We start from the raw sequence: 22,112 nt of genomic DNA, 5'->3' as shown, positions 1-22,112 counted from the left end.
GGGGCCTGTGCCCCCCCGGGGGAACGGGCAGGACCGGCGGGGGCGTGGACGGGATGCGGGCCATGGTGGTATGGAAGGGGAAAGAAAGATGCACAGTGGCAAACAACAACCAAAATCTAGTTTGAGTTATAATACACTACATCTTGCCATAAGAAAGGAGCAAGGTATTGAGTAGCAAAGTCAAACGAAAACACACTTTACCCAGAAGGTAATCTATTAACCTTCTGTCACTTAGTACAACCTATATGCTATAAAAGGGACTTGATGTCATTAGCAGTTCTATTCGGTTTTTACTACTCCTTTGGTATAAATCGCCTTTATTTTATGAATTACTACAAAAAGCTTACTAACAGACGCCCAATATAAAGTATTTTATAATAATTATAACTAATGGCATGACTAAATTTTACCAATACCAAAAATATTTTTATATTAAGTTTTAATTGTATAATTTAAACCAACAATACTTACTTACTCTCCCTTGGTCAGCTTAGCAAAGGCTGCTGACAGTAATTTGTACAACAATCAGTATAACAGCATATAAATCTGATCACAACATCAAAGAAATTGTACTTCCTAAAACTCATCATAAATAGTTAATTCAAGATTTACTCAACACCTGTTAGAACTCCCCAGTCTTAACACCTCCTGAGAGCTTGAACCCAGTACAAATTAAGTGAAACAATGAAACTTTATTTCATTCTTCTTCACTGCCACATTTTACAATCAAGCTAAAACAACTAACCTATTTAAGAGAATGGCAGACATACTTTAACTCAAGTTCAGCTAGATCGAATAAAACAAAGCATCTCCTATTTAGATGAGAAATAACACAAAGGCTTGACAAGCAATCATTATATACTAAAACATAGATTGCCATTTTAAAATATTCAACCTTAAACACTACAATATCCGCCCAAATTACTATCAAACAACAGATGGTTATGATTTTGATTTGCAAATCACAAAAACAATCAATTCATAATTTACAATACACAAATAGGAACCACAACCCTAATTAATAGAAGAGCATGGAGGTTAACATTAGATTATGTAAAATCAAAAATCAACCATTTATTTATGCCATATTATTACTCTTAATTACTTCATGCAGTCCTTCTAAAAACCTGGTCTATTTTGAAGATTTAAAAAACACATCTTCCACTGAAACCAAAACAGATATTTCTAACGCAAATGAACCCAAAATTCAAACAGGTGATATTCTGGGGATAACCGTGAGCAGTTTGAATCCAGAATCTAACATTTTGTTCAACGGGGGCAGTTTGGTGACTCCGGGCATGACAAACGATGGAGTTAGGACAACTGGATCTACGGAGGGGTACCTGGTGGAAGAAAATGGAGACATCAATTTCCCGGTGTTGGGCAAGGTCAGGTTGGCAGGCCTGACGAAAGCTGAAGCCACCTTAAGAATGACCGAAGAAATCAAAAAACATGTCAAAAACCCTATTGTCAATATCCGTTTTTTAAATTTCAAATACACGGTCTTGGGCGAAGTAAATAAACCTTCTACGTATGTAGCCCCCACTCAAAAAGTAAACATAGTAGAGGCATTGGGGCAGGCCGGCGATATGACCATTTATGGAAAAAGAGAAAACGTATTAATTATAAGAGAAAGAGATGGGGTACGCAGCACTGCACGGTTAGATTTAACTAAAAAAGAAGCACTGAATTCACCTTATTATTACCTACAGCAAAATGATATAGTTTATGTAGAACCAAGTAAAGCCCGTGATGCTCAACTAAGCAATACCAGAAGTAATATCTCTATTGGGCTTTCCATTATCTCGCTTATTAGCATTATTATCACCAGGTTCATTTAAAGTCAAAGGATATGCAAAGGTTGGCAGGAACAGAGGAGTTGTTTCCGTTAAAAGCGGAGAAAAAGGAGACCAATGATATTAGAAACATTTTTATCCAGTACTCCAGATACTGGTATTTATTCTTACTTGGCGCCCTCTTGAGTGTAGGTGCTGCTTTTATGTACTTACGCTACCACACCAGTGTTCAGTACAAAGTAGCTAGTAGGTTGCTTATAAAAGATTCCCAAAGGGGACAGGGTATTTCCGGGGCAGGGGCTTTCAGTGACTTGGAAATGTTTAACACTACGAAGGTAGTTGACAATGAAATCTTAATTCTAGACTCTAAAACCTTGATGGAAAGGGTGGTCCAGGATTTGGATTTATTCACCAACTACTACATTGAGGGTCAATTCCAGGATATAGAAATCTATGGAAAGGAGTTACCTATAAAACTTATTGTGGAGAGCCTGAATAGCTCAGGTTACAACAAAGAACTCACCATCCATACCAAGGATAACAATAGTTTTGTACTTGAAGAACAGGATGGCAAAAGAAGCATCCATAGTTTTGGCAAAAGGATTCAAAAGCCCTATGCTACCTTTACCGTGCTGGCCACCTATAAGTTGAATCCCACCCCTTCCTCTAACCTAAACCAGGTCAAGGTTCAGTTCCGGAACATTCAAGAAGTTGCTGGCCGCTATCACAACGCCATTGAGGTAATGCAGGCAGGCAAGACCTGGACAAACGTAATCAGTTTAGAACTTACAGACTCTAAGCCCGAAAGAGCAAAAGACATTCTGAATAAGTTGGTTGAACTCTACAACAAAGAGTCTATTGAAGACAAAAACGTTCTGGCTACCAACACCCTCGCTTTCATTGACGATAGGCTTAAATACTTGACTACCGAACTTTCTGGCGTCGAGAAAAATGTAGAACAATATAAAAGCCAGAATGAAGTCACCGATGTGAATACTCAGGCAACTGACTATCTGGCGCAGGCAAGCGATTATAATAAACAACTCTCTGAATGGGCCATTCAAATAGATATCCTCAGGTCAATAGAGAAATACCTAAGCCAGGCTAAGGGAGAATACCGGATGGTACCCAGCTCATTAGGTATTCAGGATCAAACCTTGATGAGCCTTATTGGCAAATTCAACGAATTGCAACTAGAACGGGAGCGCATGCTTCGCACCACCAATCCTAATAACCCTTTAATTCAAAACATAAACGAGCAACTTGCCAACCTTAGGATAAACCTGCTGGAGAACCTCAGGAATATAAAAAGGAGCTTACTTATTACCAGCAACAAACTGCAAGCCACTTCAGGCCAATTCAAGTCAAAGATCAGGAAAGTGCCCTCCATGGAGCGGCAATTATTGGAGATTAACCGCCAGCAGAGTATAAAGCAGAACCTTTACCTATACCTTTTACAGAAACGGGAGGAAACAGCCTTAACACTAGCTTCCTCGGTATCCCACATCCGCATCATTGACCCTGCCATTGTGGAAGGATTTTCAGTGCTGCCCAATAAATCTACGGTCTACCTGATGTCGCTTTTACTGGGCTTGCTTATCCCGTTTGCAGGCATTTATTTGAAAAACCTCTTCAAAAACAAAATTCAAACGAAGAAAGAGATTGAAGATGCCACCAACGCTCCCATCTTAGGTGAGTTATGCCAAAAGGATTCACTAGACTTTGTGGTGGTTAAGAAAGGAAGCCGAGCGCCCATTGTAGAGTTATTCCGGCTTATAAGGGCAAAACTTCACTTTGCCGCGGTAGACAAAGAAAACAAGGTCATGCTTATCACCTCCAGCATGAGTGGAGAAGGGAAAACTTTCTTTGGGGTAAACCTGGCTGCCAGTTTGGTGCTAACCGGTAAAAAGGTATTAGTCATTGACCTTGACCTAAGATCTCCGCGCCTTTCTGCCGAACTGGGTTTGTCCACAGGGCTTGGGGTAAGTAATTACCTGGTCTCCGACAAAATACAGATACATGATCTGATCAGATTGACCGATATAGTACCGGGTTTATATGCTATCTCGGCGGGTCCTATCCCTCCAGATCCCGCAGAAATGTTAGTATCAAAAAAACTAGGCCATCTGATAAGTGAAGTAAAGCAAAGCTTTGACCATATCATTATTGACACCTCCCCCATTGGGCAGGTAGCAGATGCTTTGGTGTTAAGCACCTTAGTGGATTCAACTATCTACTTAATGAGGTACAATTACACGTTCAGGAAACAGATTGAGATGATTGATGAGATCTACAGAAACAGAACCCTGCCCCATCCAATGATTGTGCTGAATGATGCCAGAAAAGAAAACGGGAATGGCTACGGCTATGGGTACGGGTATGGTTACGGCTATGAAAACAAATACCAGGCGCCTGCCCCTTCTAAAGAACCTATAAGCTAGTCAGCTATCTGTCTTTTAAAATTTTATCCTAAATTCTTTAGTCTATTTATTGATATCTCATTTACAAACAAGAAACTACCCCATGCTTTTCTCTTCAATGGAAGCTTACAAGAAGCATTAGATTATCATTAAGCAATCAAGATTAGATCATGGCATATATCCAAAAATTGTCCGGAATAGATGAGATTAAAGTTATTATTCATAACCAGCGACTTGTCACTTCTAGCTGATCCTGACTCAAAAACGCTTACCAAAGTGAAGGAAGCGCTTTTGAGTACTGGATCAGTGGAGGAAGTCTTTTCGCCTGACACCGCCGATGCTCTCATAATCCAGGAAAAAGAGTCTTACAAAGATTTCAGATATATCAAGAGTTTACTAAAAGACCCAATAATCAGTGAATTTGCTTACAAGGTGTACACAATCAACAGGGATGATTGCGCCACTGGGCTTTTAAGAGGGATTTACACCAGCTTACCCAAGACGCGATTTGATGGTGCTATCCATGCCTCTGTTCCTTACATGGAGTACCCCAACAAACTAATCTTCTCACAAAGTCTGGTAGATGAACCACCTTTTTTCCTAGCCAGTTGGAGAGGAAACACCAAGTCAAACAAAATAAGAGTAGAGTTAATCAAAAGCCTGAAATCAAATCCAGAATTCAAGCTAGAGGCCACAGACAGTTGGTTAAACCACCAGAAAGAAGAAAAGGAACGATACATTCAACTTATCCGGAACGCCAAGTTTTCGCTTTGTCCCGCGGGATGGGCCCCCGTAAGTTTCAGGATTTACGAAAGCATGGCCTTAGGTCGATGTCCCGTGATTATTGCCGATGAATTTGTTCCGCCCCTAGGGCCAGACTGGAACGAGTTTGCGTTGTTTTACCCCCAAAATAAAACAGAGCAGCTTTACTCTTTTCTGAAAGAGCACGAAGGTAGTTACAGCAGGTTAGGCCAGGCTGCCTACCAGTACTGGAAAGAATATTTCAGTCCAGAGGCGGTAGCGGGCTACTTGGCTAACTCCTTGTTAAAACTCTTGTTTACTTCCCCGGAAACAACCAGGCAACTTGAAATCAAAAGATGGAATTCCTTTCAGGTACACTGGACCAATCACTGGACTCTCCCCCAAAGAATACACCTTAAAGTCAACAAAGTTTTTAAAATGGCATTGCCGTTTTAAGCTGAAATCATGGAAAGTCCCTCAAAACAAGGATCGTGGTTTTAGGGCAGGAAATCAGCTTTTTAATTATTTATGTCATGAGAGCAGTTGCCCAGCACATATATAAGAAGTCATATTATTCTAAAGCGATTGAGTGGGGGAAGTTGATTACCCTTACTGGGTCGGCTCAGCTACTGGTGCAAATCACGGGGTTCCTGAGCGGCATCCTGGTGATACGGTTGCTCCCTACCCATGACTATGCCCTTTATACACTGGCAAATACCATGCTCGGCACTATGACCATTTTAGCGGATGGAGGCATCTCTACCGGCGTGATGGCCCAAGGTGGAAAGGCATGGCAAAACCCTCAGCAATTGGGCATTGTCATAAATACAGGACTGGAGCTAAGAAGAAAGTTTGCCATTGGCAGCTTGGCTATCGCCGTCCCCCTCCTGCTCTATCTGTTGAAGCACCACCAGGCAAGTTGGCTCATGGCAGGGTTGATCACGGCTAGTTTGATCCCTGCTTTTTTATCGGCGTTATCAGGTACCCTGCTTGAAACGGCATTGAAGCTACGCCAGGACATTGCGCCTCTTCAGAAAAACCACATTCAGGTGAATTTAGGGAGGCTAGCCCTTATTGGCTTAACCATGTTTGCCTTCCCTTGGGCATTTGTAGCCGTGCTAGCCGCTGGTGTACCTCAAATCTGGGCAAACTTAAAGTTGCGTAATCTATCTGCCCGCTACGCCGATTTGGGCCAAGAGCCAGACCCTGCGGTAAGGAAAGAGATATTAACCTTCGTCTCCAAAATCCTCCCGGGATCTATTTACTACTGTTTATCTGGTCAGTTAACACTGTGGCTTATCTCTAGCTTTGGCACCACCGAAGCCGTAGCGCAAGTGGGGGCCATGAGCAGGCTCTCTTTGGCCCTGGTGGTAGTACGAGTATTATTCAGTACGCTTACCTTTCCACGGTTTGCCCGCCTGCAACAAAATGCCAAACTACTTTTCAGCCGTTATGTCCAGATTCAGCTTATGGTCACGCTATTGAGCACCATGATTCTAAGTGTGGTGTGGCTATTTCCTTCTGAAGTGTTATGGATTTTAGGTAAAAACTACACCAACCTGCAAGATGAAGTCTTTCTTCAAATGACAGGAAGCTGCCTTGGCTTGATCTCTACTATTTCTTATGGTTTATACACAAGCAGAGGCTGGGCAATCAATCCCTTTATCTCCATCCCCCTTAATGTTCTTTCCCTGGTAGCAGGAGCTTTCCTTTTTAATGTGGCTTCCCTGCATGGCATTTTGTTATTCAACATTTTTATAGCCTTTGTACAGGTACTCATCAATACCATTTTCAGCATCTTGAAAATATCCCAAGCTAGACATACTTAACCCGCCCAATTACTTTAAGCTCTCCACTATTGTATAAACTTATACAAGGCAGACCATCTCTCACCCGCTTGATTCATCAAATTATTTCTAATTGACATGAATAAAGATACCCAGATCATCATGCCTGTGGCCCTTTCCAAAGTGCTATCTTTTTTGATAAAAACTACTTTGGTTTTGGTGGCATTAAACCTTGTTGCCTGCTATTTGAGAAATGTACTGGGCTACGAGTCTGTTTTCACCTTCATCCAAAAATTTTACATGGACAGTGAGGGTAACGTACCAGCCTTCTTTTCAACTTCCATCTTATTCTTTTCAGCTTTCTTATTCTTTTTGATTTCCAAAGCAAAAAAGTCAACCGGAGATCCCTTCTACAAACATTGGGCAGGGCTTTCCCTTATATTTTGCCTGCTTGCGTGTGACGAGGGTTTTCAATTTCATGAAATGTTGTCTATTCCTTTGAACACGTTTAAGCCTACGGGCATATTCTTATTTTCCTGGGTGCTGGGAGCTGGCTTGTTGGTGGCTATTTTCAGCATAGCCTATATCAAATTTCTGTTGTCTCTCCCCCTCAAGTATAGCCGTAACTTCTTTCTGGCCGGTCTTATCTTTATCTCAGGCACTCTGGGGATGGAAATGGTAGGAGGCTGGGTTGTAGAAAACTACGGAAGAGAAGGCATCACCTATTCAATTGTATTCACCATTGAGGAGACTCTGGAGATAACCGGCATTATCTTTTTAATCAATACGCTTCTGCAGTACACCCAGGAACATCTGCAGTCAGTTGTCTTCACATTTAACAAAAAGACCCCTGAAACAGCGCGAGCTAAAACAGAGGCCGCTATACTTGAACCGGTCCTGTAAACAAGAAAATTTCCTGGCCTTTTAAGTGGACTAAGACTTTCTGCCTAAACAACCTTATTAGCTTTTAAGGGGATTGTATGCCTCTTCACCAAAACGAGCCTAAAAGCTAACCCAATTTTATAGTACTAAGATGAGAGTAGTTTTCCTTTGCGGCTCCCTGGAACCAGACTGCGATGGTGTGGGCGATTACACCCGCCGCCTTGCGGGAGAATTGATCAAGCAGGCCCACCAGGTGTTAGTTATTGCCCTCAACGATAAGTATTGCTCTGCACCGCTACTAGAAAACCAGGAGGCCAACGGTATCTCAATACAGGTCGTGCGACTACCAAAAGGCTTTCCAATTAAAACCCGGTTTTCAATAGCAAGAGAGCACTTAGAGGAGTTTGCGCCCAATTGGATCAGCCTGCAATACGTGCCTTTTGCTTTTCACGAAAAGGGATTGCCCCTTTTACTTAATCTATCATTGAAGGAACTGACCAAAGGAAGCAAACTTCATATCATGTTTCATGAATTATGGGTGGGTGTTGACGGCAAAGTGGGTTTTAAATTGAGTTTGTTGAAACAAGCCCAAAAACTCCTTATCAAGGATATGCTCAGAAGGACAACTCCTGACCACATTACCACCACCATCGCTATCTACAGGAAACAACTTCCGCAGCCCAAAACTAAGCTCCTTACCTTGTTCGGGAACATAGCTATTGTTCCTGTAGATGGTTACGCCAGAAAACAGGAAGACCACTTGAGAATAGTCCACTTTGGAAGTTTCACCAGTTTGCTTGATGATTTCACAGCTCAGGTTTTGTTTCTGTCTAAGGCAGCGCACTCCAAGGGATTGAAGGCCGAATTGGTTGCCTTTGGCGAGGGAGGCCCCCATGCAGAAGTCGCCCTAAGTGCCGCCGCCTTTGCTCTGGGCAAAGACCACGTACATGAATTAGGCCGATTACCGCCCCATGAAGTTTCCTTACAACTTCAATTAGCTGACGTGGGCATTTCCAGATCTGATTTTACCATGTGGGGTAAAAGCGGGGCCACCTTGGCTATGCTGGAGCATGGGCTCCCGGTTTTACTTAGGGGTAGAATGCCCCTGGAAATCCTGGACCTAACCTTCACTGATCTGTTTACAGACCAACTGCTTTTCTGCGAATCGGGTTTTGAGGCTGTTTTCGCAAAACAAGCCCCAAAACCCAGATTACGGGCAGTAGCCCAGAAATTTATTGAATTCCTAAAACAGGCGGAGTTTGCCCACAAGGTTAGCTCTTGAATTACATTAAGTCATGCTTGGTCAACCACCAAAAGAGAATGCGATTGCCATTGTTGTGAATCAAGATTTTGCGCGTTACGCAAAGACGTTAATCAACTCCATCAAGAAAAACTGGGTGAACCACCCACCTATTCTTTTATTTCTAACCCCAGATGTTGATCAAGAGTTGGAGGGCTTTTTCTCTCTCATTCCAAAAGTATCCCCAAAACGCTTCAATCCTCAAGAGTTTGAATACCGCGAACTGCTAATTGATAAGAATGAAAAGTTTGAATCTAAATCTTTCAATGATGCTGGCTTCTTCATCGTGAATTTCTGGAGCGACTTGTTCTCTGAATACAACAACATTCTGGTGTTAGATGCAGACATGTTGGTTCTGAAAGATTTAAGCGCCCTAATGGAGGAGGATTCCTTTTTAGGCATAAGCGCCGCCAATGAACGGATTCTTCCTGTCTTCTCCTTTAACCGGCCCCTACTGAGCAAGTCTTTCAGTTTGGCAAATGCCTATTTGAAAGCGTTGACCATGGGCATCTTTTTACCTCCGTTCGCCTCTATGAACTCAGGCGTTTTAAGGATAGGACCTAAAGATAGAACCCCAGATAAATACCGGGCGCTGCTGAAATTATTGAAGGAGTTTAGGACCAGCACCGTAGGTGACCAGGAAATTATTTACCTCTGGATGCAGAAATTCAACAAGCCTATTTCCTTTGATTTTAGGATGAATTTTCAGGCAAGGTTTTTTAATGCTATAGAAAATAACGATATTCCAATAAGATTTAAAAGAAAAGTGATAGAAGCATCAAAAGATGTACACATTCTTCATTTTAACGGGGCAAAACCAGACAACCCCGACTTCTTACACCACCCTTGGACCAAAGACCGGCATGATTTGGTAGCGTTATTTAACAGTTATTCTTAAAACAACTCAAAAACACCCTTCCACTTATCCTATCCAAAAAAGCAAGTTCTTACGCAGATTGAATTCCATTTATTTTATCAGTTGTTCATTATGAAATATTACTACCAGATTGAGGGAGACCTCAGGAATAATATCGGAGATGTCTTACAAGGCATGGTGGCTAAGTATTTCTTACCAAAAAACGCTTTGGTGGTAAACAGGGAAGCTTTGGCAGAGATAGATACCGCAGAACTGGGGTTACTGGTGGCTAATGGCTGGTACATGCACTCCTTTGACAAGTTTCCTCCACCTGAGAACATACAACCGGTTTACGTTTCTGTTCACGTTGCCCAGTCAGAACTACTATCAAATAGAAAAGTCAGAGACCATTTCAAGAAGCATGCCCCCATTGGATGCAGAGATACGAAAACCCTTAAACTGTTTTTAGGATGGGGTATTCCTGCCTACTACTCCAGTTGCTTAACTATCACCACCGCTAAAAGAGCCCCCATCAATACCACCGGGAAAGGCGAAGTTTTACTTGTTGACAACATTGACCACCCCATTCCGGAAAAGGTAAAACAGAAGTTAGAGGAGTTGCTTGGCACTTCTATGGTCCGGGTTTCCCATGACCCGCCAGATGTAAGCGGAACCATTCAGGAATTCATGCAGAAATCAGAACCCCACATGAATTCGCTTCTTGAAAGATATTGCAAGGCGGCCCTGGTGGTAACCACCAAAATACATTGTGCCCTGCCCTGCCTTGGAATGGGCGCTAATGTAATGCTGATTCATCCTAATCCCTCAGACCCCAGATTGGCCACTGTAGCAGAGTTCCTGGATATTGTCTCCTATGAAAAAGTGCTGACCGCTGACTCCTTCTCCAAACCAATTGTCAACCAGGCAGCCCTGATAAAAAGGAAAGAGTTTCTTTCTTCCATTGTAAGCAAATCTGTGGCGATGGGAGGCAATGTAATGCGGAACCCAGATACAGCTGAACTCCAGAACATAAAGCAGAGAGCTTCTTTCATGGCTAAGCTTTACAGAATGGGGGTTAAGGCTGCATGTACATCAGGGTTAGCGAACGAGCAGATGAAAAGGGTTTTCAGAGAAAGAGTTATTGAGCAAGTGAACTCATAGCCTTTTCAAGAGAAGAGACACAAATAGAGAAGAGACACAAATAAGAGGATCATGAAAAAGATAGTTGTTTATTCCACTCAGCTTTTACCCACCGGCGGAATAGAAAGCCATCTTCTTGAATTCTGCCAGAAAATGAGCGACAAATCTGTCATCATTGACCTGATTGTCCTTAACTCCAAGGTACCTCCGGCCACAGAGGAACTTTACCGGGCCAAATGCCGGAACGTTTTTTTGGGCAAGAACAAATCCTCGGCAGAAAGACTCATCTGGCTGGTTTCCGTGGCTCTTAAATTGAAGTCTAACCAGTACGATGCCCTTTACACCAACGGTCAGGGAGAAAGCATTGGTGTTTTACCTAAATTGTTAAGAATAAAAGGAACCTGGGTTCACCACCATCATACTGCGGGAGACAAAGAAGACCAAGCCACCTGGGGAAGCAACTATATAGGTACTCTCCAGAAAGCCGATACCGTTATCGCCTGTTCGAACAGGAATGCCTTGGAAATGTCAGCCGCTCTAAGCCGGGCAGTTGACACCATCCCTTGCCTCTCCCGGGAGATTAAGGTAGAACCGCTTCCGCTTGCCAAAAACGGAAAAATAAAACTGGGTTACTACGGCCGCCTGATTCCGGAAAAAGGAATAGACCTGTTGTGTAAGCTAAGTGAAGAACCGGCATTAGGGGGCGTTGAATTTCATATATGGGGAAAAGGAGAAGCCTATCCGTTCTCCTACTTTGAAAATTACCCTAGGGTGCGGTACCACGGCCCTTTCTCCGGGGTAACAGAACTTAAAAAGGTTCTGAGTTTACTGGATGGTTTTTTGCTGCTTTCGGTGCACCCAGAGGGATTGCCGATAAGCCTTTTGGAAGTGATGAGTGCCGGCACTCCCTGGTTGGCGACAGACCGGGGCGGGGTTCCTGATATTGCCTGTGATCCTGTTTCAACCAGAGTAATACCGGCAAGCTCAGATTATCAACAGATCAAAAAATCAGTGGAGCTGTTCGCAGCAGACCTTGCGACAGGCAAGATCTCAAAAGAAGCCCAGAAACGGCTCTACGCTGAAAAGTTTTCCGCCCCTGCGGTAATGCAGAGATGGAAAGAAGCATTAAAACTGAATTTAACACCTAATTAGCGCTCAGGTTACGTGGTAATTCTATCCCATCCAACAGGTAATGCAAATGTACGGGCAGCGGCGCGCGGCCTTCAGGAAGCAGGCATGCTATTTGAATTCAGAACCTCTATCGCTTCTTTTCCCGGGAGTGCCTTGGATAACTTGGGCAGAATTGGTCCATTAAAGGAAATATGGAAAAGACGGTTCGATCCCAGCCTGAAAACGGTCACCAAAACCTGGCCGTGGATGGAAGCAGGTCGGCTCCTAGCCACGAAGGCAGGTTTTTCTCCTTTCACGCAACACGAGACAGGCCCGTTCTGCATTGATGCGGTTTACCGCAAATTTGACCGGCACGTAGCTTCACAAATAACCTCTGGTCTGAAAAAGGGAGCCAATGCAGTCTACGCCTTTGAAGACGGGGCTTTGGACTCGTTTAGAAAGGCAAAGAACTTACACCTCCACTGCCTATACGATCTACCCATTGGGTACTGGAGAACTGCCAGAAGATTGCTGGAGAATGAGCGACTCCAAAAACCTGAATGGGCCTCTACCCTCAAAGGCCTCCAAGACTCAGAAGAGAAGCTTGCCCGTAAAGACGAAGAATTACGGTTAGCCGACCGGATTTTTGTAGCCAGCCAATTTACCGCCAAAACGTTACAAGACTATCCTGGCACTCTCGCGCCCATAGAAATCATTCCCTACGGGTTTCCTCCAGTCGTCAATGGCAGGGATTATGCCTCGGGCTCTGGAAGCAAACGGCTGAAGCTGCTGTTTGTAGGAGGGCTTTCCCAGCGGAAAGGCATCGCCGATTTGTTTGCCGCCGTTGCCCCTCTTGGAAAGCATGTGGAACTGACCATTGTGGGGAGGAAACCCAGCACAAGCTGCCCTGCATTAGATGCGGCTTTGGCAAACCACTGCTGGATTCCTAGTTTATCGCATCCAGATGTCCTGTCCCTTATGCGCACCCAGGACGCCCTTGTTTTCCCCTCTCTTTTTGAAGGGTTTGGGCTGGTCATTTCAGAAGCCATGTCTCAGGGCACCCCAGTTATCACCACCGAAAGAACGGCTGGCCCTGACCTTATTACCCATGATCATTCTGGCTGGTTGGTAGAGGCAGGGTCTGCAGATGCCCTGAGCGCATCCATTGAAAAACTCATCGGGCACCCTGACACCATCAAATCTGCTGGGAAAGCGGCCATGGAAACCGCACGCAAACGACCCTGGGAAGTTTACGGCAGAGAATTGGCGACTGCAGTCTTAAATTATAATTAGGTTTATCTCAACAACATGCGCGCTTATACCAGAAATCCGCAGGGCCTTTTAGATACTCAGGCAGCAACGCTAGAGAACTTCCACTATAGAGCAAACCCGTCTTTGTCAGATTCAGATCAACTGCTGAAGAAGGCAATATGGCTTTACTTCCTTCTACTCATCTTTGAAGGCGCCATCCGCAAATGGGTGTTTCCGGGCTTGGCAACTCCCCTGTTGATAGTGCGCGACCCCATTGCGCTTTGGATAGTGGCGAAGACCCTGCACCGAGGCCTGTTTCCCTCTCATCCGTATTTAATAGGCCCCGTACTGATTGGCATTATCAGCATATTCACCGCTACTTTTCTTGGTCATGGTAATATGATGGTTGCCTTGTATGGAGCCCGTATCTTGCTGCTACATTTTCCATTGATGTTTGCCATTGGCCGGCTTTTCAACCAGGAGGATGTGATTAAAATTGGGAAAATAACCCTGTGGATGTCCATTCCTATGGCGGTTTTGATTGCTTTTCAGTTTTACAGCCCGCAAACGGCTTGGGTAAACAGAGGCGTGGGAGGAGATGTAGCGGGTGCGGGCTTTAGCGGAGCATTAGGGTATCTCCGGCCTCCGGGCACTTTCTCCTTTACCAACGGACTCACCCTCTTTTACGGCTTTGCGGCTTCCTTTATTATCTACTTCTGGTTCAATACGGACAAAATAAGTAAACCTATCTTAATCGGGGCTACTTCTGCTCTGATTGCCGCCATCCCGCTTTCCATTAGCCGTGGCCTGTTTTTCCAGATTGGGATAAGTCTGATTTTTGCCGTTATCGCAGTGTCGCGCAAACCACAATATGTGGGCAAATTTATCTTGGCTGGTATTGGTATGACCACTACCCTCTTACTACTAAGCCAAACCAGCTTTTTTGAAACAGCCATGGGGGCGTTTACCACCCGCTTTGAGCTTGCCACTACCAATGAAAATGGCTTAGAGGGCGTATTATTAGACCGGTACTTAGGAGGCCTGATTAGCTCCCTCCAGGATAATGAGGGTCTACCCTTCTTTGGCTATGGAGTTGGAATGGGCACCAACGTTGGAAGCATGCTGCTGTCAGGCGGCAAAACATTCCTAATCTCAGAAGGAGAATGGGGAAGATTGATTGGGGAACTGGGGCTTTTCCTGGGCTTGGCTATTATTTTGTTCAGGCTAGGGTTCTGTCTTAAAATTGCGGTAGCCGCTTATACGAAACTGGTAAAAGGAGATTTACTGCCTTGGATGCTTCTAAGCTTTGGCTTATTGATAGTACCCCAAGGGCAGTGGGCCCAGCCTTCCGCCCTCGGCTTCTCTACCCTTATCGGTGGTTTGATGATTGCCTCCCTTAGGCCTTCAAAAAGCAAAACACCCCTTACTTAAGAGCCCCATACAATAGAGCATGTTTGCACTTGGCTTCTCAGATTAGTAAAGACTTTTTCCAAGTGGATTAGTAAAGACTTTTTCCAAGTGGACTAGAAAAGAATTAAGCACTCACCATAACCAGCAAATATGGCTAAGTTCATATTGATAGGCAATTACCCCCGAGACAAGCAGGAGAGCATGGAAAGGTTTGCCCAGATGCTGCACCATGGCTTTCAGGAGGCCGGGCATGCCTCTGAAATTTGGAGGCCTGTCGTCTTTTTTGGGGCATTGTTCAAAAGCACCACCTTTGGATTAGGGAAATGGATGGGGTACCTGGATAAATATATACTCTTCTGTTTTCTGCTTCGGTGGCGGGTATCCCAAATCATGGCGAAAGATAAAGAAGTAAGATTTCACATTTGCGATCATTCCAATGCCCCTTACCTGCAATATTTGCCTTCTTCTAAAACCAGCATTACCTGTCATGATGTGATTGCCATCAGAGCTGCAAAGGGCTACCCAGACACCTATGTTACCGCTTCGAGTTTTGGGAAGATTTTACAGAATTGGATCTTAAAACATTTAAGTTCTGCAGTGTCGCTGGCATGCGTTTCCCACCTTACGCTCAGTCAATTAAACGATCTCAGCGTAGACACAAAGCCAAAAAACAGAGACTGGAAAGTCATCTACAATGCATTCAATGCTGATTTTAGACTTCTACCTGAAAAGAGAGCAATAGAAACGTTAAAGCATGGAAACCTTCCCCTAGATGTTCCTTTCCTTCTCCATGTAGGCTCTGCGCTACCCAGGAAAAACAGAAAGCTCCTTTTAGACATGGCAGGCAAGCTTGGAGAAAATTGGAAAGGCAACATCTGCTATGCAGGCAAACCCCTTGATCCTTCCTTGGTAGCACACGTGCAACGACTTGGTTTACAGGAAAAGGTTTTCTCAATAGTCAATCCTAACCATGCCACCTTAGAGGCACTTTATAATACTTGCCAGGCCTTTATTTTTCCTTCCTATTCAGAAGGGTTTGGTTGGCCAGTTATTGAAGCGCAGGCTTGCGGCACCCCTGTCATTGCAAGCAATATAGCTCCCATGCCTGAGGTGAGCGGAGGTGCCGCCCTCCATTGTGACCCCAATAAACCAGAAGAATTCGCTGCCGCCTTCCTCTCCCTGAATGATTCCTCCATCCAAGCAGATTTGATAAAGAGAGGCCTTGCTAATTGCAGCCGTTTTTCCAGAGAACAGATTATTGGCTCCTACCTGGAGCTTCATGGCATCAAGCAAAAAGAAGCTCAACTCATATGTTCTTGAAGTGCATTACGTTTCTTCTTCCCTGGTTTTTAAGACGAAAAGCCCTGGAAGCCTGGTTTGGCTACAAAATACATCCCTCAGCCCGCATTGGCTTTGCATGGGTCTTCCCCAAAATGCTTATGATGGAGCCTGGGGCCCAAATAGACGATTTAACCGTTGCTATAAACCTGGATTTGATGGAGATGGGACAAAAATCGAAAATAGGCAGGGGGAACTGGATTACGGGCTTCCCTACTAAAAGCGATTCGCTTCATTTCAGACACAACACCGAAAGGAAAGCCGAACTTAGGCTGGGTGCATGTGCGGCCATCACAAAAAACCACCATATTGATTGTACAGACACCATCTCCATTGGCCGATACTCCACCATAGCCGGTTATAATTCTCAGCTTCTCACCCACTCCATTAACGTGCTTGAGAATCGGCAAGACTGTGCGCCCATTTTTATTGGAGAATATGCTTTTGTAGGAACCAATGTGGTTGTCCTGGGTGGGGCTTTTTTGCCTTCTTATTCTGTTTTGGGCGCAAAGTCATTGCTTAACAAGCAGCAGAAAGAAGAATGGACCCTGTACGGCGGGGTACCGGCAAAGGCGATCAGTGAAATTCCCCAACACGCGAAGTATTTTACCAGAGCAGAGGGCTTTGTTCATTGATAGGAAATAACTAAAAGCTGATTTCTGATGAAGATATTACGGGTAATTGGAAGCATGAATCCTGCAAGTGGCGGTCCCTGCCAGGGAATTCGGAATTCTATACCTGAACTTGAAAAGTTGGGAGTATCCAATGAGGTAGTTTGTTTAGACTCACCAGAAGCAGCGCTCTTGGGAAAGGATGAATTTACTATCCATGCCTTGGGCCCGGGCAAAGGACCTTGGAACTACTCCCCAAAACTTTCCCCTTGGCTTCTTGAAAACCTCCCCCGGTTTGATGCGGTCATTGTGCACGGCCTTTGGCTTCATCATGGCTATGCCGTCAGGAGTGCCTTGAATAAGTTGAGATTGAAAATAACAGCCCCAAAACCCGGAGGCAACAAACTCCCTGGCCTTTATGTCATGCCCCATGGCATGCTGGATCCCTATTTCCAGAAAGCGGTGGGCAGAAAATTAAAGGCCTTCCGGAACTGGGTTTATTGGAAACTAATTGAAGGCCGTATCATCAATGAAGCAGCAGGAGTTCTATTTACCTGTGAAGCAGAGCTTAGCCTGGCACGCCAGCCTTTTAGGCCTTATTTCCCGAAAAGGGAAGTAAACGTAGGGTATGGTATTCCTGCCCCACCAGAACTAACCACAAGCATGCAAGAGTCTTTTCTCACGCTATGCCCTGAATTGCGGACTCGACCTTACCTTCTTTTTCTAAGCCGAATACACGAGAAAAAAGGCATTGATCTTCTCCTTCAAGCTTATGCTGAGTTGACCAGTCGCCACCACCTCCATAAGCCCGTTCCTGAGTTAGCCGAGGCAGATGGTTTATCTTTCAACAGCACACTTTCACCTACCAGGGAATGGCCGGCCCTTGTAATCGCAGGGCCAGGTGTGGATACACCTTACGGAAAAATGCTTCAGAAACAAACCGAAGAAACTATCCTGCCGGGAAATGGATCTATCTACTTTCCTGGGATGTTGACCGGCGAAACCAAATGGGGGGCTTTTTACGGTTGTGAAGCTTTTATTCTGCCAAGCCATCAGGAGAATTTTGGCATTGCCGTGGTGGAGGCACTGGCTTGCAGCAAACCTGTTCTCATCTCTGATCAGGTAAACATCTGGAGAGAAATTGCCCAGGCCGGGGGCGGCTTGGTAGCAAAAGACACGCAGGAAGGCACAACCAAACTACTAAGCACATGGACAAGTTTATCAGAAGAAAAGAGAGGACAAATGAGAAGCAACGCCAGAAATGCGTATGAAGAGTTTTTTGCCATCAAGCCGCATGCGTTGAGGGTGTGGCAAGCACTTAAACAATCATAGTGGGGAGAAAATAGTCAGACTGAACCTAACTATCTATTTCACTCACTTTTTATTCGGTGAGGACAACTCCTTCAATCTCATTTTACTACCGAATCTTTCCTCTTTTGAGCTCTTTTTATAAAACAAGGGCAAAAACAGGTAATTTCTGTAAATCCCTTATCACCTCTAGCTATCCACCTCAAGCAACTCCTGTTTATTGGGTGCCAACGTTCCGGTGTTGATTTTGCTATAATCTTTTGAATTTAATAACACATGCTCTTCAAAGGATTGCATGACGTTTTCAATTGAAAGATACTTTTCTGCATAAGCGCAAGCCGCAGATTTGATACTTTCTTTGCTGGCTCCAAGTAAGGCATTCCATATTCCATTATTCAAGGCCTCCTGATTTTCAGCTTCCACAAGAATGCCCATGTTATGCTTACTAACAAGCGAATATAAGCCGGTTCCGGGGTTAGCGGTGATCAACGCCAAGCCTCCAACGGCTAAAATGGTGGTCAGTTTAGAAGGCATGACCAAATCACTGGCAATACTTTTCTGAATAACCAAATGAACGTCAGCCATATTCAAGAACTGGTTGAACTTCTCAAAGGGCTGTAAGGGCAAGAAAATAAGGTTCTGCAGGTGCATGCTTTGGGCCAAGTCCATCAGGCGGGTCTTATAAGGTCCAGATCCACAGATAACAAACTTCCAGTTTTCCTGGTCTCTAAATTTATGTGCGGCTTGGAGGATGGCTTCCAGGCCCTGCTTCTCTCCTATAGCTCCGGAGTACAGAATTACCCTGTCAGTGGGCTGAAACCCAAACTGCTCTTTCAGGCTTTCTTGATCTTTGATTGGGTAGAATTGAGAGGTATCGGTCCAATTGGGGTGCAGAAATACGCTCTTCTTTGCTTTGCTCTGGATCCTATCCACCATGCTCTCTGAGATACTGCTCACCACATCGCTCTTATTGAAGATAGATTTCTCCAGTTTGAACAGTAGATCAACCACCCTTTTGTTCTTTATCATTTGCAAATCTCTGGCCGCTTCAATTTGCAGGTCTTGGATATGGTATAAAAGTTTTGCTCCTCTTACCCCCTTGTACATTACCCCTAGAAACCCAATCAGAAAAGAAGGAGCCACTGTAATAACCACATCAAACTTTTTGGAGGCAACCAAACCCAGCACCCTCAACCCAGCCGATAAGAGAAAGGTACAGTCTAAGATAATTCTCTTAACACCCGACGGTTTTGCTGGTACGTAGATAGGACAACGCAAAGTCTTGATGCTACCTCCAGATTCAAAATGCTGAACTTCTGAAGAAAACAGAAACCTATTACTAAAGTAAGGTTCTTGAACTTTCCAATATGGATAGTAAGGATAAGTGGTGACAACCGTACAATCATACCCTCTCTTTGCCAACCACTGAATCTGTTCTCCACAATACTTCCCAATACCCGTTGGCTCTGGCTTGAAATTATAACTTATGAGCAAAAGTCTTTTTTTCATAACCTATATTCCATTTGATAAACCAACTTATAAAACGTTCTAAACCACTTAAAGAAAAACCTATTTCCCTAAATTTGACATTAAACTCATCTGAGTAGCTAGCAGCATCAACAGATTAAAACAAATATCTTAGTTTTCACCTAAGGGAATTAGCCTATCTGGAATAGCAGACTTATTTCCTAAAGATTCAACCTGTTTAACCAAATGTACATTCTTTTTATTCTCCTTTATTTTACAATAAATTTGCATAAAGTAAGACATCTTCAGAATAGCATAGGCAAAACCTCTTGACCCGTCTTTAAAGCCGCCTAAAAAGAAGTAACTTCCCAGAAAAAACACTGGTCCAATTAAGATACTTTGCATCAGTTGATATTTAATGCGCTGTTTCCAAGTCCAGGTATGAAGCGCGGGGGAATTAGTGAAAGTCTTCAGAAAACGAGCAGCTTCCCATTCCGCATAATCATTATGCTTGAGCATGAAATGCGATATCCCCCTAAAATCTTGGTGGTCAATTTTACTTTTAATGGCACCTACCTCCCCTTGCAGAACAGGGTGTTCATGTACCTCCATATCTAACTGAGTCCACTTATCTTCATCAATCTGCTCATATTCCCCAGCACCTACCTGAAACAAGGCCAGCTTTTTTAATGGATATCCGCCTTTTAGCTGCTTCCCCAGAAAATAAACCGAATAGTTAAGCCAAAAACCTACTTTATCGCTGTTGTTTAGGGCAGCTCTGAGCTCAGATTTAAACTTCTCGGTTAGATATTCATCGGCATCCAGAAAAAGCACCCATTTGGTTCGAGGGGTATGGTTTCTCAGAAACCAATTACGCTTTTTAGGGTATCTGCCATCCCAAACAAAATCTATGACCTCTATCCCGTAAGCCTTTGCTATCGCTTTTGTATTGTCAGTGCTTCCTGAGTCAATGATCACAACATGCTGTGCCAGATTTTGCCCGATAGCCTTTAAGCAATCAGGTAAATTCCTTTCTTCGTTTTTAACTGGGATAGCAATTGTAAGATCAAGTTTACGCGCCATTTTATTCAAACTCTGTAAAAAGAAAGCAACTATTGTCAAAGCATCTTCAAGAAACAGGCTCTAAGAACCTCTTTTGCTTTACCTCCTCTTCCACCCTGCCTTTGATAGGCCTGCACGGATGACCTGAGCATACCATCCAAGCCGGCATATCCTTTGTCACAACTGACCTGGCTCCAATAACACAACCTTCTCCTATGGTCACACCAGGATGCACAAATGCCTCTGCGGCAACCCAGGCAAAATCACCAATCTGTATCGGTTTAGTGACCAAAGGAAAACCCAACTCAGTATAATCATGGGTTCCTGTACAAAGATGTGCTCCTTGGGAGACAACCGCCCTTCTCCCAATAATAATCTTATCCTGCGAATACAGAATAACACCGTTTGCTATCCCGCATTGATCTTCCAGTTGGAGGTTCCAAGGAGCCCATATTTTTACTTTAGGATAAACGTGTACACCTCTCCCTACTTTAGCACCAAACAACTTTAACAAAAACGACCTCCATACATGCAGTTGTTTAGGAGTATAGGTAAAAAATAATGCAGCAGTTATTTGCCAAACCAATCTAAAAATGCGGTTGTAAAGAGAAAAAGAGGGGCCACCAACTGTATCTTTGTTATACATCCTTATTTGAAACATTAAATCTTGAAACACATTTAAAACAAAATAACATCAATTGTTCAAGCCTTTAGAAAAACAAAAATTACAAGCGCCAATAAACTCAAATAAAAAACTTAAACAATTCAGATCACTAACCTAAACTCCAATGTTACACTTACAATATTTTACAAAAAACAGATTATATAAATAAAAACTATTTAATAACATTTAGATAAACGTCACCAAAAACAACATTCATCCAACCGTAGAGTTTTATTGCCACATTTTACAGCAAAAGGCCTCAAATACAAACCCATAGCCACTACACTATATTACTAAAGATTAGCTTCAAACGCAATACACCATAATTATCAATTACCAACTACTTTGTATTTATATACAAATTCAGTATAAATACATTATAATAACATAAATAAAATATTAAAACACCTTTTAATTACATGCTAATTGTAGATTTCACCTTTAAAAAAGAGCAAAAATAAATCGATGCAAGCAGCTCCTGCATCGATTTATTTAACTGATTAGTAAAGCTCATCGGTTTCATTATTCACTTACCTCCAAACTAAGGTAAGCACCTACCAATTAACAAAGCTCTTTAACTTCTCTTAAAAATCAATATCTACCCACTCATCAAGGCTTTTTCAAAACCTTGAACATTCTATTGAAGCTTTTGTCTTTGCTAACCACATAGAGCAAGTAAACCCCAGGGCTTAGCTCAGAGTCATGCAGAGAGATCTCGAACTCATTTTCTCCGATAGCATTAGGTCTAAAAGACTTTTTATAGAAAGTATTCCCTAAAACATCATACAACTTCACTTCATACTCTTCGTCTTCTTTCTCTGAGTTAAGGAGCAAATAGATGTTTTCGTCAAAAGGATTGGGATGGACACTTGCTTCCCCGTTCTTCTGAGAGGCAGGTCCCAGTACTACTTTGCTAGACGAAGAAGCAATGTTACTGGCTGCCACCCCGCTGTTGGAGATGACCTCGAC

General features: G+C 43.5%; 18 protein-coding genes. 14 read left to right on the top strand and 4 right to left on the bottom strand.

Annotation, left to right across the window (positions count from 1 at the left end; genetic code table 11):
• Nucleotides 1–1,031 precede the first annotated feature (1,031 nt).
• The 14 genes from ACW9SV_RS22410 (at nucleotide 1,032) to ACW9SV_RS22345 (ending at nucleotide 17,974) form a co-directional block, all read left to right on the top strand.
• Nucleotides 1,032–1,841, top strand: coding sequence for a polysaccharide biosynthesis/export family protein (locus tag ACW9SV_RS22410; RefSeq protein ID WP_479559021.1), 810 nt, complete (start codon nucleotides 1,032–1,034; stop codon nucleotides 1,839–1,841).
• 11 nt (nucleotides 1,842–1,852) lie between these two features.
• Nucleotides 1,853–4,237: a GumC family protein gene (locus tag ACW9SV_RS22405; protein ID WP_479559020.1), complete on the top strand. Its 2,385-nt coding sequence runs from the start codon at nucleotides 1,853–1,855 to the stop codon at nucleotides 4,235–4,237.
• Nucleotides 4,238–4,450: 213 nt separating this feature from the next.
• Nucleotides 4,451–5,413 carry an exostosin domain-containing protein gene (locus tag ACW9SV_RS22400; RefSeq protein ID WP_479559019.1) on the top strand — a complete coding sequence of 321 codons (963 nt, stop codon included), beginning with the start codon at nucleotides 4,451–4,453 and terminating at the stop codon, nucleotides 5,411–5,413.
• A gap of 77 nt (nucleotides 5,414–5,490) precedes the next feature.
• Nucleotides 5,491–6,786, top strand: coding sequence for an MATE family efflux transporter (locus tag ACW9SV_RS22395; RefSeq protein WP_479559018.1), 1,296 nt, complete (start codon nucleotides 5,491–5,493; stop codon nucleotides 6,784–6,786).
• Nucleotides 6,787–7,227: 441 nt separating this feature from the next.
• Nucleotides 7,228–7,647 carry a hypothetical protein gene (locus tag ACW9SV_RS22390; RefSeq protein ID WP_479559017.1) on the top strand — a complete coding sequence of 140 codons (420 nt, stop codon included), beginning with the start codon at nucleotides 7,228–7,230 and terminating at the stop codon, nucleotides 7,645–7,647.
• A 130-nt stretch (nucleotides 7,648–7,777) separates the two neighbouring features.
• Nucleotides 7,778–8,908, top strand: coding sequence for a glycosyltransferase family protein (locus tag ACW9SV_RS22385; protein WP_479559016.1), 1,131 nt, complete (start codon nucleotides 7,778–7,780; stop codon nucleotides 8,906–8,908).
• 13 nt (nucleotides 8,909–8,921) lie between these two features.
• Nucleotides 8,922–9,824 (top strand): glycosyltransferase, encoded by a 903-nt coding sequence (locus ACW9SV_RS22380; RefSeq protein WP_479559015.1) that lies wholly within the window; start codon nucleotides 8,922–8,924, stop codon nucleotides 9,822–9,824.
• Nucleotides 9,825–9,914: 90 nt separating this feature from the next.
• Complete coding sequence (locus ACW9SV_RS22375) at nucleotides 9,915–10,943, top strand: polysaccharide pyruvyl transferase family protein (protein WP_479559014.1); 1,029 nt, start codon at nucleotides 9,915–9,917, stop codon at nucleotides 10,941–10,943.
• A 51-nt stretch (nucleotides 10,944–10,994) separates the two neighbouring features.
• A complete protein-coding gene (locus ACW9SV_RS22370; RefSeq protein ID WP_479559013.1) occupies nucleotides 10,995–12,074 on the top strand; it encodes a glycosyltransferase family 4 protein in 1,080 nt (359 codons plus the stop codon).
• Nucleotides 12,075–12,086: 12 nt separating this feature from the next.
• Nucleotides 12,087–13,325 (top strand): glycosyltransferase family 4 protein, encoded by a 1,239-nt coding sequence (locus ACW9SV_RS22365; protein WP_479559012.1) that lies wholly within the window; start codon nucleotides 12,087–12,089, stop codon nucleotides 13,323–13,325.
• A gap of 15 nt (nucleotides 13,326–13,340) precedes the next feature.
• Nucleotides 13,341–14,714 (top strand): hypothetical protein, encoded by a 1,374-nt coding sequence (locus ACW9SV_RS22360; protein ID WP_479559011.1) that lies wholly within the window; start codon nucleotides 13,341–13,343, stop codon nucleotides 14,712–14,714.
• A gap of 129 nt (nucleotides 14,715–14,843) precedes the next feature.
• On the top strand, nucleotides 14,844–16,013 hold the full coding sequence (locus ACW9SV_RS22355) for a glycosyltransferase family 4 protein (RefSeq protein WP_479559010.1): 1,170 nt from the start codon (nucleotides 14,844–14,846) through the stop codon (nucleotides 16,011–16,013).
• The gene (locus ACW9SV_RS22350) at nucleotides 16,004–16,666 is read left to right on the top strand and encodes an acyltransferase (protein ID WP_479559009.1); all 663 of its coding nucleotides are present in this window, start codon (nucleotides 16,004–16,006) and stop codon (nucleotides 16,664–16,666) included. Before ACW9SV_RS22355 ends, ACW9SV_RS22350 begins: the two co-directional genes overlap by 10 nt.
• Before the next feature lie 27 nt (nucleotides 16,667–16,693).
• Entirely contained in the window at nucleotides 16,694–17,974 is a 1,281-nt protein-coding gene (locus ACW9SV_RS22345; RefSeq protein ID WP_479559008.1) for a glycosyltransferase, read from the top strand.
• A 165-nt stretch (nucleotides 17,975–18,139) separates the two neighbouring features.
• Here the strand turns inward: ACW9SV_RS22345 and ACW9SV_RS22340 are convergent, their stop codons facing one another.
• The 4 genes from ACW9SV_RS22340 to ACW9SV_RS22325 form a co-directional block, all read right to left on the bottom strand.
• Nucleotides 18,140–19,459: a WcaI family glycosyltransferase gene (locus tag ACW9SV_RS22340; protein ID WP_479559007.1), complete on the bottom strand. Its 1,320-nt coding sequence runs from the start codon at nucleotides 19,457–19,459 to the stop codon at nucleotides 18,140–18,142.
• 129 nt (nucleotides 19,460–19,588) lie between these two features.
• The gene (locus ACW9SV_RS22335) at nucleotides 19,589–20,500 is read right to left on the bottom strand and encodes a glycosyltransferase family 2 protein (protein WP_479559006.1); all 912 of its coding nucleotides are present in this window, start codon (nucleotides 20,498–20,500) and stop codon (nucleotides 19,589–19,591) included.
• A 46-nt stretch (nucleotides 20,501–20,546) separates the two neighbouring features.
• A complete protein-coding gene (locus ACW9SV_RS22330) occupies nucleotides 20,547–21,155 on the bottom strand; it encodes a WcaF family extracellular polysaccharide biosynthesis acetyltransferase (RefSeq protein WP_479559005.1) in 609 nt (202 codons plus the stop codon).
• Between the two features lie 597 nt (nucleotides 21,156–21,752).
• Nucleotides 21,753–22,112: T9SS type A sorting domain-containing protein (locus tag ACW9SV_RS22325; protein WP_479559004.1), on the bottom strand; the 360-nt coding region annotated here is incomplete at its 5' end.

This window comes from Rufibacter sp. JT20002, assembly GCF_056491185.1.
Note: the sequence above shows the minus strand (reverse complement) of the source record. Positions and strands in the feature narration are given on the sequence as shown.